The following is a 13,963-nucleotide window of genomic DNA, read 5'->3' on the forward strand; positions in this document are numbered from 1 at the left end:
CACACCCCCGATGGGGCGTGGCCCTCGGTCCTGACGCCCGTTCGCCGCCGGACCCGGCCGCGTCAGCCGTCGAGCGAGACGACCATCTTGCCGGTGTTGTCGCCGCGCAGGACCCCGAGGAACGCGTCGAATCCGTTCTCGACGCCCTCCACCACGGTCTCGTTGTACTTGAGTTCACCGGAGGCGAGCCACCCCGCGACATCCTCGACGAAGCGCGGCCGGAGCCCGAGGTGGTCGGTGACGATCATGCCCTGGATGCGCAGCCGCTTGCCGATCACGAGGGCGAGGTTGCGCGGCGCCGCCGGCGGCTCGGTGCTGTTGTACTGCGAGATCATGCCGCAGATGGTGACGCGGCCGTGCAGGTTGAGCCGGCTGATGGCGGCTTCGAGGTGTTCCCCGCCGACGTTGTCGAAGTAGACGTCGATCCCGTCCGGCGCCGCCGCCTTGAGCTGCTCCCTGACCGGGCCGTCCTTGTAGTTGAAGGCCGCGTCGAAGCCGTACTCCTCGACCAGGAGCTTGACCTTCTCGTCCGAGCCCGCCGAACCGATGACCCGCGAGGCGCCCTTGAGCCGGGCGAACTGGCCGACCTGGCTGCCGACCGCGCCGGCCGCGCCGGAGACGAAGACCGCGTCGCCCTCCTGGAAGGACGCGATCTCGAAGAGCCCCGCGTACGCGGTGAGTCCGGTCGAGCCGAGCACGCCGAGATAGCTGGAGAGCGGCGCCCGCGAGGGGTCCACCTTGGTGGCGTGCTCGGCGGACACCTCCGAGAACTCCCGCCACCCCAGACCGTGGAGCACCTGGTCGCCGACGGCGAACCTGTCGGAGCCCGAGGCGATGACCTCGCCGACCGCGCCGCCTTCCATGGGCCGGTCCAGCTCGTAGGGCGCGACATACGACTTGACGTCGTTCATCCGGCTCCGCATGTACGGGTCGACCGAGAAGTACCGGTTGCGGACGAGGATCCGCCCTTCGCCCGGCGCGGTGACCGGAACGTCGCGCAGCTCGACATCGCCGGGCCGGGGCCAGCCGTGCGGGCGGGCGACGAGATGCCAGGCGCGGCCGGTCGCGGGAAGTGCGGTCATGATGCGGGTCCTCCTCGGAGTCAAGGGAGCTTCACCGGCGTGCCACGGAGAGCTTCACCGAAAAAGCTTCACTACCTGAAACAACCATGCTCCTTAATATTTCATGTTGTCAAACAAAAGAGTAGGCTGGTCCCCATGGTCACCACAGCGCGCAGAGATCCGCTCACCCTCGAAGTCCTCGAACTGATCGGGACGGTCGTGGCGCGCTACCACGAGGAGTACGACCAGGCCGCGTCCGAGCACTCCCTCACGGGCGCGCAGGCGCGGGTCCTCTCCCTGCTCTCCTTGGAACCTATGCCCATGCGGCGGATCGCGCAGAGCCTGAAGTGCGAGCCGTCGAACGTCACCGGCATCGTGGACCGGCTGGAGGCGCGCGGCCTGGTGGAGCGCCGCCCCGACCCGGCCGACCGGCGGGTGAAGCTCGCCGCGCCGACCGAGCGGGGGCGGGCGACGGCGGCGCTCCTCAGGGACTCCCTCGACTTCGCCAGGGAGCCCCTGGCCGGCCTCTCCGAACAGGAGCGGACGACGCTGCGCGACGTACTGCGGCGGATGGTGGACCGCTTCGACGACTGAGGGGCCGCGTGCGGACCCGTGTGCGGCCCCGCGTGCAGGTCCGCAGCGCCGCCCGGGCACGGGGTCAGCTACAGAAGATGATCAGCCAGCACGACCGGGTCGGCGTCGGCTCCGGGGACGGCGTGGGCGTCGGCGGATCCGGCGACGCGGTCGGCTCCGGGGTGGCGGAGTCCGTGGGGCCGCCGGTCGGCCCGCCACTGCCGCCGGGGTCGGTCGTCCCGGGGTCCGGTCCGGCCGGTCCTTCGCCGCCCGGCTCCGTACCACCGCCGCCGTCGCCACCGCCACCGCCGCCGTCACCGTCTCCGCCGTCGCCGGGACCGCCCGGTGGGCCCGACGCCTCTCCTCCCGGTACGGAGGCGGACGCGCCCGGGGAGCCGTGGGCACCCGTGCCGCCGGTACGGTCCCGGCCCGTCGGGGCGTCCACGTCCTCCGCCGTGCCCGTACCGGAGTCGGCGGGCGGGGAGGCCGGCGGTCCCGGGTCGTCGGGGTCGGCCGGGGCCCCGGTGTCGCGCGAGCCGCCGTCCGGGAGGACGGACCGGTCCTCCTTGACCGAGACCGCGTGGTCCGGGCCGGGCGCCAGCTCCTCGTACGCGAGCTGCGCCAGGCTGAGCATGCCCACGGCGAGCACCACGCCGAGCAGGCCGATCAGCGCCCTGCGCCCGCGCCGGTCCCGGCCGCGACGGCCGCGCGAGGGCGGCTTGCGCGACCCTCGGCGCGAGCGCCCGGCGGAGGTGCGGCGCGGAGAGGGGGAGCGGGTACCGCGGGGATCGGGGGCGTGGCCGATCAGGCCGATGTCCCCGTCGAGATGACCGTCATGGCCGCCGGCCTGTCCGCCGGTACGGCCGTCACCGTCACCATCGATCACGGGCTCGTACGCTCCGTGACCGCCCCTGGTCCCGCCGCCCCGGCCGGTCGGCTCGGGGTGTCCGTGCCGCAGCTCCTCGGCGGGGGTACCGCATCCGGCGCAGATCAGTGCGCCGTTGAGGTGCCGGTGGCACTGGTGGCAGTAGTCCATGGCGCCCGAAGATTATGCGGCGGTGGCGCGGCGCTGATGTCGGGTCTGTGAGGGTCCTGTGCGGATGGCCGCGCCGGCGACCGGGCAGGATGGCGTCATGACGTCCAACGGGCCGTTCGGGCCGCTCGAATTCCAGCTCGTCCTGCTCCGCCGGATGGCCGACCACCAGCCGGAGCTGGTCGACGACGCCCGCCGTGAGCTGGGGGTCTCCCTGGCCGACATGCGTGAGGCGAACCGGCGCTGGCAGGCGATGGTGCGCGGCCCGCGCGCCCGCCAGGCGGTGAGCCGCTACCGCTCCGTGCTCGGCGAGCCGGAGAGCGTCACCCGGCGCAGGATCGGCGATCTGGAGTGCGAGGCGCTGCTCTGGCCGGTGGCGCTCTGGCCGGGGCTGCGCTTCGAGGTGATGACCGCGCCGGGCGGGGCGGTGTGGAACGAGTGGCTGGTCCGCGCGCCGGGCGAGCCCGGCCCCGAGTTGCGGACGGCGGAGGATCTGCTGCCGTGGTCGTGCACGGTGGACGAGGTGGCCCGTGCCTTCCCCCCGGCCGAGCCGCTGCCGGGCACGGCGCCGACGAGGACGGGGCTCCGTTTCACCCTGCCGGGCGGGAACGGCCACGGGGCGGGCGGGCAGGGGAGCGGCCACGGGGCCGGGAACGGGTACGGGCAGGGGCAGGCGCACGGGTACGGGCAGGGACATGGGTACGGGCACGGGAGCGACGGCGGGGTCCGGGTCGCCGAGTTCACGTGGGGGCTGCTGCAACGCTGGACGGCGTGACGGGGAGGGGCAGCCGCTCCCTCACCCGTACGGAGCAGCGGGCCCCCGCCCGGAGCAGCCCGGCGCGCGGCGCGGGTGGCGGGGGCGCACGATGCGGTGAAGGGCCGGCTCCGCCGGCGCACCACCACCGCGCTGGGGAGAACCTGCCGTGACCGTCAGCCTTGAGCAGTTGCGCCGCTGCCACCTCGCCGTCGACCTGGGTGCCGCCAGGACCAGGGTGTTCGTGAAGGGGGCCGGGCTCGTGGTGGACGAGCCGAGCGTCGCCGCCGTCAACACCCGTACGGGCGCGCTGATCGCCGTCGGGACGCTGGCCGAGCGGATGACGGGCCGCACCCCCGGCTATATCCGGGTCGTCCGCCCGGTCACCGGCGGCACGGTCGTCGACATCGAGATGGCCCAGCGGATGCTGCGCCACCTGATCGGCGACAAGCTCCGCCGTCAGCTCCGCCGCAAGCCCCGGCTGCGCGCCGCCGCCTCCACCCCGCACGACGCCGACCCGCTGGCCCAGCGCGCCGCCGTGGAGACCCTGGTGGGGCTGGGCGCCCGCCGGGTCGAGCTGGTCGACACGTTGATCGCGGCGGCCGTGGGGTGCGGGCTGCCGGTGGAGCAGCCGACCGCGACCATGATCATGGTGTGCGGGGCGGCGACCACACAGGTGGCGGTGGTCTCGCTGGGGTCGATCGTGACGGCGCAGCGGATCCCGGTCGGCGGCAACGCCATCGACCACGCGGTGCTCCAGCACCTGCGCCACCAGCACCAGTTGATGCTGCCGAGCCAGTCCGTACGGCCGCTGCAACTCGCCCTCAGCGGCAACGGTCTGAGCCCGGGCGGGCCGACCACGACCGAGATCCACGGCCGGGACGTGGCGACCGGCATCGCCCGCTCCGTGCTGGTCGACACGGCCGCCGTACGGGCCGCGATCTACACGCCGCTGACGGCGGTCCTCGACGGCATCGGGAAGGTGCTCCGCGAGTGCCCGCCGGACCTGGTGGCCGACCTCGCGGACCGGGGCATCATGATGGTCGGCGGGAGCGCGCTGCTGCCGGGGCTCGACGGGATGCTGCACCGGAAGACGGGGATGCCGGTGGCCATCGCGGAGCGTCCGGACCTCTGCGCCGTGCTCGGTATGGGGGCGATGCTGGAGGGAAAGGTCCAGCCGATCGTCCTCAACCCGCTGGTCGACGCGGGCTGAGCGCCGGTGACCGCCGGTGATCCCGGGGGCGCCGGTGACCCCGGGGGCGCCGGTGACCCCGGTGGCCACGGTGACTCCGGCCGGAGGCGGCCCCCGCCCGTACCACCGTCCGTATCCCCACCCGTTCCACCACCCGTATCCCCACCCGTTCCACCACCCGTATCCCCACCCGCTCCGCCGCACGCTCCGCCGGTCCCCCTGGAGGATGTCCTCGGGATCGGTGACGGTCTCGAACTGCGGGCCACGCTCCAGCACATCGTGGAGAGCGCCACCGAGCTCGCGGGCGCGCGGTACGGCGCCCTCGGGGTGGTCGACCCCGAACGCGGCGGGCTGGCCGAGCTGTTCACCGCCGGGCTCTCCGACGCGGACCGGCAGCGGATCGGCCGGCTGCCCGACGGCCGCTCCGGGGTGCTCGGGGCGCTGCTCACGGAGGCCCGCCCGCTCCGGCTGGACGATCTGACCGCCGATCCCCGGTCGGTGGGGGTGCCGCCGGGGCATCCGCCGATGCGTTCCTTCCTCGGGGTGCCGGTCCGGCTCGACAAGGAGGTGCTGGGCAGCCTCTATCTCACCGAGAAGCGGACGGGGTCCTTCACCGCGCGGGACGAGAACCTGCTCCGGGTGCTGGCCGCGCAGGCGGCCGTCGCGATCGGCAACGCCCGTCTCTACGGCACGGCGCGGCAGCGTGAGCGGTGGATCGCGGGTGCCGCCGCCGTGACCAACGCGCTGCTCACCGGCGTGGACGCGACGGACGCCCTGATGACGGTGGCCGAGGCGGCGCGCTCGCTCGCGGGGGCGTTCGCGGGGGTGGTGCTCCAGCCGACCGAGGAGGGCGGGATGGAGATCGTCGCCGCCTCGACCTGTGACGACCCGGGGGACATCGTGGGCACCACCATCGCCCCCGGCTCCCCTGTCCTGGTCCAACTGCTGGGCGGGGAGCCGGTGTTCATCGAGGACTCGTCGACCGATCCCCGGATGACCACGCACGTGCGGGAACGCTTCGGACCCAGCATGATGCTGCCGCTCCAGAGCGGCGGCAAGCTGATCGGGACGCTCGCCCTGCCGAGGCGGCGCGGCGGCACCCCGTACCGCGCGGTGGACCGGCTGCTGGCGACGCAGTTCGCCTCGCAGGCGGCGCTGGCGCTCGTCCTCGCCGACTCCCAGCACGACCGTGAGCGGCTCGCCGTCTACGAGGACCGCGACCGGATCGCCCGCGACCTGCACGACCTGGTCGTCCAGCGGCTGTTCGCCACCGAGATGATGCTGGAGTCGACCCGCCGGCGGGTGGTCCAGCCCGCCCTGGACGGGCTGCTGGGGCGGGCGGTGGACGAGCTGGACTCGACCATCCAGGAGGTACGGACCACGATCTTCGCCCTCCAGCAGCCGCCCACGGAGGGTCCGACGGGCGTACGCGGCGCGGTGCTGCGCGAGACGGAGGGCGCGGCGGGCCTGCTGGGCCTCCGCCCCTCGGTCCGTTTCACCGGGGCCGTGGACACCCTGGTCACTCCCCGGGTGGCCCGGGATCTGCTGGTGGCGCTCCGCGGGGCGCTGGCGGCGGCGCGGCGGCGGGGCGGGGCGACGGCGATCGAGGTGACGGTGGACGCGACGGCCCGCGTGGCGGACGCCTCAGGGGCCGGGGGCGACGGGGTGGCGGGCGTACGGCTCCGGGTCCGCGACAACGGCGCCCGCGAGGACGGCACCCCCGGGGGCACGACGGTGACCTGGGAGTCCCCCCGGTGACCGTCGCCGCCCCTCACCCGGCACGGACTACGGCTTGCGCCCGACGGCTCCGTACGCGTCGACCGCCAACGGCTCCGCCGTCTCCCCCGCGTCCCCGGTCTCCGGGCGCCACCGGGTGACCTGCGCGACGCCGGGCTCCGCCAGGTCGAGCCCGTCGAAGAAGCCGCCGATCTCCTCGACGGTGCGTACGTAATAGGGGACGGCGCCGCTCTTGTTGTACGCCTCCGACGCGGCCACCATGCCCGGACTGGTGGAGGTGGAGTCGCTGATCACCAGATGACTGCCGGAGGGCAGTCCGGCCATCAGCCGTGCCACCAGCGAGCGGGCCCGCTCGTACTCGGCGACATGCCCGAGGGTGTTGAGGATCATCAGCGCGACGGGCCGCGTGAGATCGAGGGTGTTCCCGGCGGCCGCGAGGATCGCGTCGGGGTCGTAGAGGTCGGCGTCGAGGTAGTCGGTCCTCCCCTCGGGCGTGGAGGCGAGCAGCGCCCGGGCGTGCGCGAGGACCAGCGGGTCGTTGTCGACGTACACGATCCGCGCGTCCGGTGCGAGGCGCTGGGCGACCTGGTGGGTGTTGTCGGCGGTGGGCAGCCCGGTTCCGATGTCGAGGAACTGGCGTACGCCCTGGTCCACCACGAGATGGCGGACGGCGCGCCCGAGGAAGTGCCGGCTCGTCCGCGCCACGTCGACGAGCCCGGGGAAGATCTCCTTGATGTGGTCGCCGACGGCGCGGTCGACCTCGTAGTTGTCCTTTCCTCCTACGAAATAATTCCAGAAGCGGGCGGAGTGCGGCTTCTCGGTGTCGATCCGGGCCTCGGCGGCTGCGGACTCCGCGGACTCGGATCTGGACTCACGCTCGGACACGGAAGGTCCCCTCCTCGGACGGCACGGCGGCACGGCCGGCACGGCGGTACTGCCGGCACAGCGGCACAGCGGCACGGCGACTGGCAACGATCACCCAACCTAGCCGAGGACATGACGGAGCGTCAGACCGGATTCTGGTCGTCAGATCAGATTCTGGCCGGGGGCGGTGGTCGCCCCGCTCCAGTCGAGGGCCGGCTCGCCCGCGACGGGGAGGGCGGTGGCGGCCGTCCAGCCGTTGCCGGCCAGGTCGTTGCCGATGATGGCGCAGCCGGTGGCGGTCGCGGCGGAGGAGACGCCGCTGAGGGTGGTGCCGCCGTCCTTTCTGACACGGTTGGCGGTGACGAGCACGCCCGGGGAGGTGAGCCTGATTCCGGCGGAGGCGGCGGCGCGGATGGTGTTGCCGGAGACCGTGGTGTTGCCGCCGGAGGCTCCGGCCACGCCGACCATGATGCCGTGGTTGGCCGTGGTGGCGTCGATCAGGTTGCCGGAGACGACCGCGCCCGAACACCCGGCGATATTGATGCCGTTGGAGCCGGCGGACGTGACCGAGTTGCCGGTCACCGTGGTGCGGTCGCCGCGCTGGGCGAGGATGCCGCCGCCCGCCGTGCCCGAGACGCGGTTGCCCTCGATGACGGCGCCGGGCGCGTAATCGGTCCGTACCCCGTAACCACCGCCCGCCCGCACGGTGTTGCCCCGGATGACCACATCGTTCCAGAGGGCCGCTGGAAGCCCGGCGACCCGGATGCCCGCATCGGCGCCCGGCGCCTCGATGATGTTGTCGGTGATGGTGAGGGCGCGGTAGTCCTGCGGTACGGAGGTGGCGGAGGCGGCGCGGATACCGGCCCCGCCGGTGCCGGAGATCCGGTTGCCGGAGATGACGGAGGAGCGCCAGTGCATGGCGAGGATGCCGCTCTCGTACGCACCGGTGATCTCACAGTCCCGTACGGTGATCCGGTCGTAGTACGAGCCGACGGCGCCCGCGTGCGTACCGACGGCACGGCCCCAGTCGCCGAGCCGGGCGGAGGGCCCGAACCAGCAGCCGGTCACCTGGATGTCCCGGCACGCGGTGGAGTCGAAGTCCCCGATGGAACTGGATCCGGACCGGGCGATGTCGATCTGGACCGCCTCGGAGGTGAGCCGGGACCGGTCGGCGGTGTTGTCCGCGAACCCCTCGAAGCGGCAGTCCACGATCCTGGCCCCGCTGACGGCGTTGACCTCGACGCCGTGGGCGCCGGAGCAGTCCCGGAAGGTGGCGTCCTTGACGAGGATGTCGGAGCAGTGGATGAAGGTCATGATGTTCGTCGTGCCGGTGACGACCCCGCTGCCGTCCGCGGCCCGGCGCGCGTTGCCGTCCCAGGTGCCGCCGTAGACGCGGATGTGGGAGTGGCCACCGTACGCGGGGAAGGAGTCGTCCCCGTAGAAGTTGCGGAAGCAACCGGTGGTGGCGTGGACGGAGCGGATGGTCGCGCCGTGGGCGACGACGGTGGTATTGGCCCGGCAGACCATGAAGGTGGCGACGTTGTAGGTGCGTCCGGGCGGGAAGAAGACGGTGCCGCCGCCCGCCGCGTAGGCCGCGTCGAGCGCGGACTGGATGGCGGCGGTGTCGTCGGCCACGCCGTCCCCCACCGCGCCGAAGAGCATCGGGTTGAAGACCCGCATGCCGGAGAGGTCGACGGAGGTGGCGACGGGGAGCGGCAGGAGCGTCGCGGGTGGGGATGGTACGGGCAGGGGTGGCGCGGGCGGTGCCGGTACGGGCGGGGCGGCGTCCTGGGTGGTGGCCCGGGCGGCACGGGCGGCACGGGCGGCACGGTAGCGGCGTACGACACGAGGTGCGGGGGCGTCGGCCGCCTCGACGGCGTCGACGGCCTCGACGGCGCGCTCGGCGTCGGCTCCGGCGGGGGCCGCCTCAGGGGCCTCGTACGTGTACTCGTACTCGATCGCCGGAACGTCCCGCACCAGGAATCTGCGCAGCACCCCCGGCTCCGGGGAGTCCGGTCCGTCGCCGCGCAGTTCGCCGATCGGGGTGGTCCCGTCGGCCTCGAAGACCCCGGTGACGATCGCGCCGCCGCCGGGGAGGCGCAGGGTGACCGGGTGGTCGGGGAGCGGTTCGCCGCTCGCCGTGGTCAGGATGTCGGTGGGCGTCCCGCCATAGGTGTAGAGCGCCATCGGGTCGGCCCCTCTTCGCCGGGGATCCAGTAACTCCTACTGGTATGTACCCAGAGCGGGGCGCGTGCCCCTCCGGTTCCAACTCCCTTATTAATACGATGACCTGACGTACCGTCAGTCTCCATGCCGACCCACCCGCCGGCGAAGCCCTTCGACGGAAGGCCCGTTGACCGTACCCCTGTACGGGCACCGCCCGGTACGGGGCAGGGCACGGCGTGCCGTACCCGTACCGGAGCCGGCGACTCCCTAGGCTTCCGGCGTGACAAATCCCCTTTTCTTACGCCTCCGTTCGCGGCGCGCCCTCGCGCTCTCCGCCACGGCGCTCGCTGCCGCCACCGCACTGCTCGGCTTCCAGGCGCCGCCCACCCAGGCGGGTGCCCCCGTACGGGTCCCCGTCCAGCTCCTCGCCCTCAACGACCTGCACGGCAACCTCGAACCGGTGGACGGCGCCGCGGGCCGGATCACCCACCGGGGTACCCCCGTCCAGGCCGGCGGCCTGGCACAGATGGCCACGCTGATGGACGAGGCCCGCGCCGGTCGTACGAACAGCCTCACCGTGGCGGCCGGTGACATGATCGGCGGCAGCCCGCTGCTCTCCGCGATCTTCCACGACGAGCCGACGGTCGCGGCGCTCGACGAACTCGGCCTGGCCGCCTCCTCCGTCGGCAACCACGAGTTCGACGAGGGCCCGCGGGAACTGCGGCGCGTGATCGACGGCGGCTGCCATCCGGTGGACGGCTGCGCCCCCGACGCCCCGTACGCCGGGGCCGGGTTCACCTATCTCGGTGGCAATGTGACCGAACGCGGCGCCACCACCCCGCTGTTCCGCCCGTACACCGTCGAGACCCTGCCGACCGGGCAGAAGATCGGCTTCATCGGCGTGGTGACCAAGAACGCGCCGAGTGTCATCAACGCGTCCATGATCCGCGACCTGGAGTTCCACGACGAACTCCCCGTCATCGAGAAGTACTCGAAGGAACTCACGAAGCAGGGCGTACGAGCCCAGGTTCTCCTGATCCACGAGGGCGAGACCGTCAACGGTGTGGCCGGCGGGAAGTGCGACGAGGGCGGCCCCGCCGCCCGGCTCGAAGGCCGGATCAAGGAGATCGCGCAGCAGGCCCCGAGCGCGGTGGACCTGGTGATCAGCGGCCACTCGCACGACAGTTACGAGTGTGCCGTCCTCGACCCGGCGAAGAAGCGGCGCGTGGTCACCCAGGCCGACTCCTTCGGACGCTCCTTCACCGACCTGCGGTTCGACCTCAACGGGCAGGGCGACGTGGTCCGCGGTACGGTGACGGCCGAGCACCGCCCCGTCCCGGTCACCACGGCGCGGCAGCCCGCCATGACCAAGCTGATCGACACCTGGCGCGGCCGCTCCGAGGAGCAGGCCAACCGGGTCGTCGGCCATATCGCGGGCGACCTGCCGGGACGCGGCTCGACCGACCCCGAGACGCCGCTCGGCTCCCTCATCACCGACGCCCAGGCCGCGGCGGGCCGGGGTTACGGCGCGGACTTCGCGCTGACGAATCCGGGCAGCATGCGGGCCGACCTGATCTTCCATGACGGCGGCGAGGTCACCTACGCGGACGCCTACCGCGTGCAGCCGTTCGCCAACGCGCTGTGGGTGCTGCCGATCACCGGGGAACAGGTGGTCAGAGCGCTCCAGCAGCAGCTCGGCGGCGGCAACGAGGTCAAGACGGTCTTCCTCCAGTTGTCGAAGGAGCTGAGTTACTCGGTCGACATGAGCAAGTCGGGCGCGGACCGGGTGCTCGTCGACACGATCCGGCTGAACGGCCGCCCGCTGGACCCGGCGGCGACGTACAAGGTCGTGGTGAACGACTTCCTCGCCAACGGCGGGAACAACTTCGGCGTCTTCGCCGAGATCGCCGACCGCGAGGGCGGCGACATCACCGACCTCGACGCGCTGGTCACGTATCTGACGGACACGACCTCCGCCGAACACCCGGCCCCGGTGCCGGCCCCGGGCAGGATCACCTTCGTCACCCCATGACCACCCCCCGCTGAAGCGTCGCGCGGGGTCCCCCGGGACGGCGGACCCCGCGCCTCAGCCCCTCAGACCCTCAGCCCCTCAGCCCCTCAGACCTGGTCGGCCCGGTCGCCCCGTACGCCCCGTACCTCACGGGTGCCCCCGCGCGAGGCGTCCGTGGCACCCGTGAGGTACGGGGTGTCCGTGGCGTCCGTGCCCCAGCTCGCCAGCAGGCGCAGCGCCTCCGCGTCGGGGGTGTCCGGTTCCGCGTAGTAGACGACGAGGCACTGTTCCGGGTCGTCGGGGAGCGTCAGGGACTCGTACGAGAGCGTCAGATCACCGACCAGCGGGTGCCGCAGGTGCTTGACGCCATGGCTCTTCTCCTTGACGTCGTGCGTGGCCCACAGCCGCCGGAACTCCTCGCTCTTGACGGACAACTCCCCCACCAGCGCCGACAACTCGGGGTCGTCGGGCCGGTACCCCGCGTACATCCGCAGATAGCTGACCATGTCGGACGCCTTCGCGTCCCACTCCACGAACAGCTCGCGGTAGGCGGGCGAGAGGAAGACCAGCCAGGCCCAGTTCCGCTCCCGGGCCGGCAGCGCCCCCCAGTCCCCGAAGAGGGCCGAGGACATCCGGTTCCAGGCGAGGATCTCGGAGCGCGGCCCGTTGACATAGGCCGGTACGTCGCCCATCGCGTCCAGGAGCAGCCGGAGCCCGCCGCGTACCCGCGTCCGGGAGACGGTCTTCTTCCCCTTGTAGCGCTTGGGGCTGGCGAGATGCATGAGGTGGGAGTGCTCGGCGTCCGAGAGGCGCAGGGCGCGCGCGATCGAGTCCAGCACCTCCTGGGAGACATTGCGCCCGTTGCCCTGTTCCAGCCGGGTGTAGTACGCGACGGAGACACCGGCGAGCTGGGCCAGCTCCTCCCGGCGCAGCCCCTCCACCCTGCGGTGCCGCCCGTACTCCGGCAGCCCCACGTCGGAGGGCTTGAGCCGGGCGCGCCGGGTGCGCAGGAACTCGACCAGTTCGGCACGGCGGTCGAGCGGCTCGGCGGCCGCTTCGCTCCTCGCGTCGGCCGCCGCCGTGTCAGTGGGGGTGGTCCGATCGTCCATGCCGCCCATTATTCCTGGTCGTACCCAGACGTACGCATATCAGCCTGTCCCCGCTGGTGGTAGGACCACTGGACGTACACAAGACGGTGGCCTGGGTAACGCCGAGCGACGGCGGCAGGGTGGGGCAGAGTGGAGAAAGGGCCGCGGAAGTCGCATTCCCCCGCGATCCCCTACAAAAGTCTTGTTCCGTTACGGCGTTTTCCGTCGAACCCCCCACCCATCTGTCGAACCCCCCACCCATCTGAGGAGACCCGGCATGGCCACCGTCCCCGCATACGCCGCCCCCGCCGCCAAGGCGCCCCTGGAGCGGACCACGATCGAGCGCCGCCCGGTGGGCGAGTTCGACGTCCTGATCGACATCAAGTTCGCCGGCATCTGCCACTCCGACATCCACCAGGCCCGCGACGGCTGGGGCGAGGGCATCTTCCCGATGGTGCCCGGCCACGAGATCGCGGGCATCGTCACCGAGGTCGGCTCCGGCGTGACCAAGTTCGCCGTGGGCGACCGGGTGGGCGTCGGCTGCATGGTCGACTCCTGCCGCACCTGCGAGAACTGCCTCGCCGGCCTGGAGCAGTACTGCCTCGCGGGGAACATCCCCACGTACAACGGCCGCGACAAGAACGGCGACCCCACGTACGGCGGTTACTCCACGCACATCGTCGTCGACGAGAAGTACACGGTCCGCATCCCGGACGGGCTCTCCCTCGACATCGCGGCGCCGCTGCTCTGCGCGGGCATCACGACGTACTCGCCGCTGCGGCACTGGAACGTCGGCCCCGGCAAGAAGGTCGCGGTCCTCGGCATGGGCGGCCTCGGCCACATGGGCGTCAAGATCGCGCACGCCCTGGGCGCGGAGGTGACGGTCCTCAGCCAGTCGCTGCGCAAGAAGGACGACGGCCTGCGCCTGGGCGCCGACCACTACTACGCGACCAGCGACCCGAAGACCTTCGAGGAGCTGCGCGGCACCTTCGACGTCATCCTCTCCACGGTCTCGGCCCCGCTGAACCTGGACGCCTACCTCGCCCTCCTGCGGACGGACGGCGCCTTCGTGAACGTGGGCGCCCCCGAGGACCCCGTCTCGGTGAACCTCTTCTCCGTCATCGGCGGCCGCAAGACCCTGGCGGGCTCGGGCATCGGCGGCATCCGGGAGACCCAGGAGATGCTCGAGTTCTGCGCCGAGCACGGCCTGGGCGCGGAGATCGAACTGATCGAGGCGTCCCAGATCAACGAGGCGTACGAGCGCGTCCTCGACAGCGACGTCCGCTACCGCTTCGTGATCGACACGGCGACGATCTGAGCCCTGGCCGTACGGCCTGGCCGTACGGCCTGCGACCAGAACGGAGTGGTGCCCCCCCGCCGCGCGGCGGGGGCGCCCGACGTACGGACCCGGGCGTCGAACAGCTCCGAGAACCAGGCGCCCTGCGTCCCCGCGAGCGAGTCGTGGCAGAGCGCGAGGCCGAGGA

The 13,963-nt window shown here is 72.5% G+C and carries 10 protein-coding genes and 2 pseudogenes; 6 read left to right on the plus strand and 6 right to left on the minus strand.

The window, feature by feature from the left end:
• Positions 1-62: 62 nt before the first annotated feature.
• The gene (locus AB0O07_RS13715) at positions 63-1,085 is read right to left on the minus strand and encodes an NADP-dependent oxidoreductase (protein ID WP_365631619.1); all 1,023 of its coding nucleotides are present in this window, start codon (positions 1,083-1,085) and stop codon (positions 63-65) included.
• A 132-nt stretch (positions 1,086-1,217) separates the two neighbouring features.
• On the opposite strand from AB0O07_RS13715, the gene AB0O07_RS13720 reads away from it, so the two are divergent.
• Positions 1,218-1,655 carry a MarR family transcriptional regulator gene (locus AB0O07_RS13720; RefSeq protein ID WP_365631501.1) on the plus strand — a complete coding sequence of 146 codons (438 nt, stop codon included), beginning with the start codon at positions 1,218-1,220 and terminating at the stop codon, positions 1,653-1,655.
• A 64-nt stretch (positions 1,656-1,719) separates the two neighbouring features.
• On the opposite strand, the gene AB0O07_RS13725 is transcribed toward AB0O07_RS13720, so the two are convergent.
• The gene (locus tag AB0O07_RS13725) at positions 1,720-2,670 is read right to left on the minus strand and encodes a hypothetical protein (RefSeq protein ID WP_365631503.1); all 951 of its coding nucleotides are present in this window, start codon (positions 2,668-2,670) and stop codon (positions 1,720-1,722) included.
• A gap of 97 nt (positions 2,671-2,767) precedes the next feature.
• On the opposite strand from AB0O07_RS13725, the pseudogene AB0O07_RS13730 reads away from it, so the two are divergent.
• From AB0O07_RS13730 to AB0O07_RS13740, 3 genes and pseudogenes are all read left to right on the plus strand, one after another.
• A pseudogene (locus AB0O07_RS13730) lies at positions 2,768-3,268 on the plus strand (hypothetical protein); the annotation flags it as partial.
• Between the two features lie 322 nt (positions 3,269-3,590).
• A complete protein-coding gene (locus tag AB0O07_RS13735; RefSeq protein WP_365631505.1) occupies positions 3,591-4,634 on the plus strand; it encodes a rod shape-determining protein in 1,044 nt (347 codons plus the stop codon).
• Between the two features lie 198 nt (positions 4,635-4,832).
• Positions 4,833-6,371, plus strand: coding sequence for a GAF domain-containing protein (locus tag AB0O07_RS13740; RefSeq protein ID WP_365631621.1), 1,539 nt, complete (start codon positions 4,833-4,835; stop codon positions 6,369-6,371).
• 27 nt (positions 6,372-6,398) lie between these two features.
• On the opposite strand, the gene AB0O07_RS13745 is transcribed toward AB0O07_RS13740, so the two are convergent.
• Together AB0O07_RS13745 and AB0O07_RS13750 are read right to left on the minus strand one after the other, a co-directional pair.
• Positions 6,399-7,235 carry an SAM-dependent methyltransferase gene (locus AB0O07_RS13745; protein WP_365631507.1) on the minus strand — a complete coding sequence of 279 codons (837 nt, stop codon included), beginning with the start codon at positions 7,233-7,235 and terminating at the stop codon, positions 6,399-6,401.
• A gap of 141 nt (positions 7,236-7,376) precedes the next feature.
• The gene (locus AB0O07_RS13750; protein WP_365631509.1) at positions 7,377-9,401 is read right to left on the minus strand and encodes a right-handed parallel beta-helix repeat-containing protein; all 2,025 of its coding nucleotides are present in this window, start codon (positions 9,399-9,401) and stop codon (positions 7,377-7,379) included.
• A gap of 259 nt (positions 9,402-9,660) precedes the next feature.
• Here AB0O07_RS13750 and AB0O07_RS13755 point away from each other — a divergent pair, with 259 nt between their 5' ends.
• Entirely contained in the window at positions 9,661-11,412 is a 1,752-nt protein-coding gene (locus tag AB0O07_RS13755; RefSeq protein WP_365631511.1) for a bifunctional metallophosphatase/5'-nucleotidase, read from the plus strand.
• 86 nt (positions 11,413-11,498) lie between these two features.
• Here the strand turns inward: AB0O07_RS13755 and AB0O07_RS13760 are convergent, their stop codons facing one another.
• On the minus strand, positions 11,499-12,500 hold the full coding sequence (locus AB0O07_RS13760; RefSeq protein ID WP_365631513.1) for a helix-turn-helix transcriptional regulator: 1,002 nt from the start codon (positions 12,498-12,500) through the stop codon (positions 11,499-11,501).
• Between the two features lie 256 nt (positions 12,501-12,756).
• On the opposite strand from AB0O07_RS13760, the gene AB0O07_RS13765 reads away from it, so the two are divergent.
• The gene (locus AB0O07_RS13765) at positions 12,757-13,797 is read left to right on the plus strand and encodes an NAD(P)-dependent alcohol dehydrogenase (RefSeq protein WP_365631515.1); all 1,041 of its coding nucleotides are present in this window, start codon (positions 12,757-12,759) and stop codon (positions 13,795-13,797) included.
• On the opposite strand, the pseudogene AB0O07_RS13770 reads toward AB0O07_RS13765, so the two are convergent.
• A pseudogene (locus AB0O07_RS13770) lies at positions 13,764-13,963 on the minus strand (hypothetical protein); the annotation flags it as partial. The gene AB0O07_RS13765 and the pseudogene AB0O07_RS13770 sit on opposite strands and share 34 nt — an antisense overlap.

It is taken from the genome of Streptomyces sp. NPDC093085 (genome assembly GCF_040683935.1).
Classification (GTDB): domain Bacteria; phylum Actinomycetota; class Actinomycetes; order Streptomycetales; family Streptomycetaceae; genus Streptomyces.

Coding starts and splice junctions, on each gene's coding strand:
- AB0O07_RS13720 (WP_365631501.1), top strand. CDS start 1,218: ATGGTCACCACAGCGCGCAGAGATCCGCTCACCCTCGAAGTCCTCGAA.
- AB0O07_RS13725 (WP_365631503.1), bottom strand. CDS start 2,670: ATGGACTACTGCCACCAGTGCCACCGGCACCTCAACGGCGCACTGATC.
- AB0O07_RS13750 (WP_365631509.1), bottom strand. CDS start 9,401: ATGGCGCTCTACACCTATGGCGGGACGCCCACCGACATCCTGACCACG.
- AB0O07_RS13760 (WP_365631513.1), bottom strand. CDS start 12,500: ATGGACGATCGGACCACCCCCACTGACACGGCGGCGGCCGACGCGAGG.
- AB0O07_RS13765 (WP_365631515.1), top strand. CDS start 12,757: ATGGCCACCGTCCCCGCATACGCCGCCCCCGCCGCCAAGGCGCCCCTG.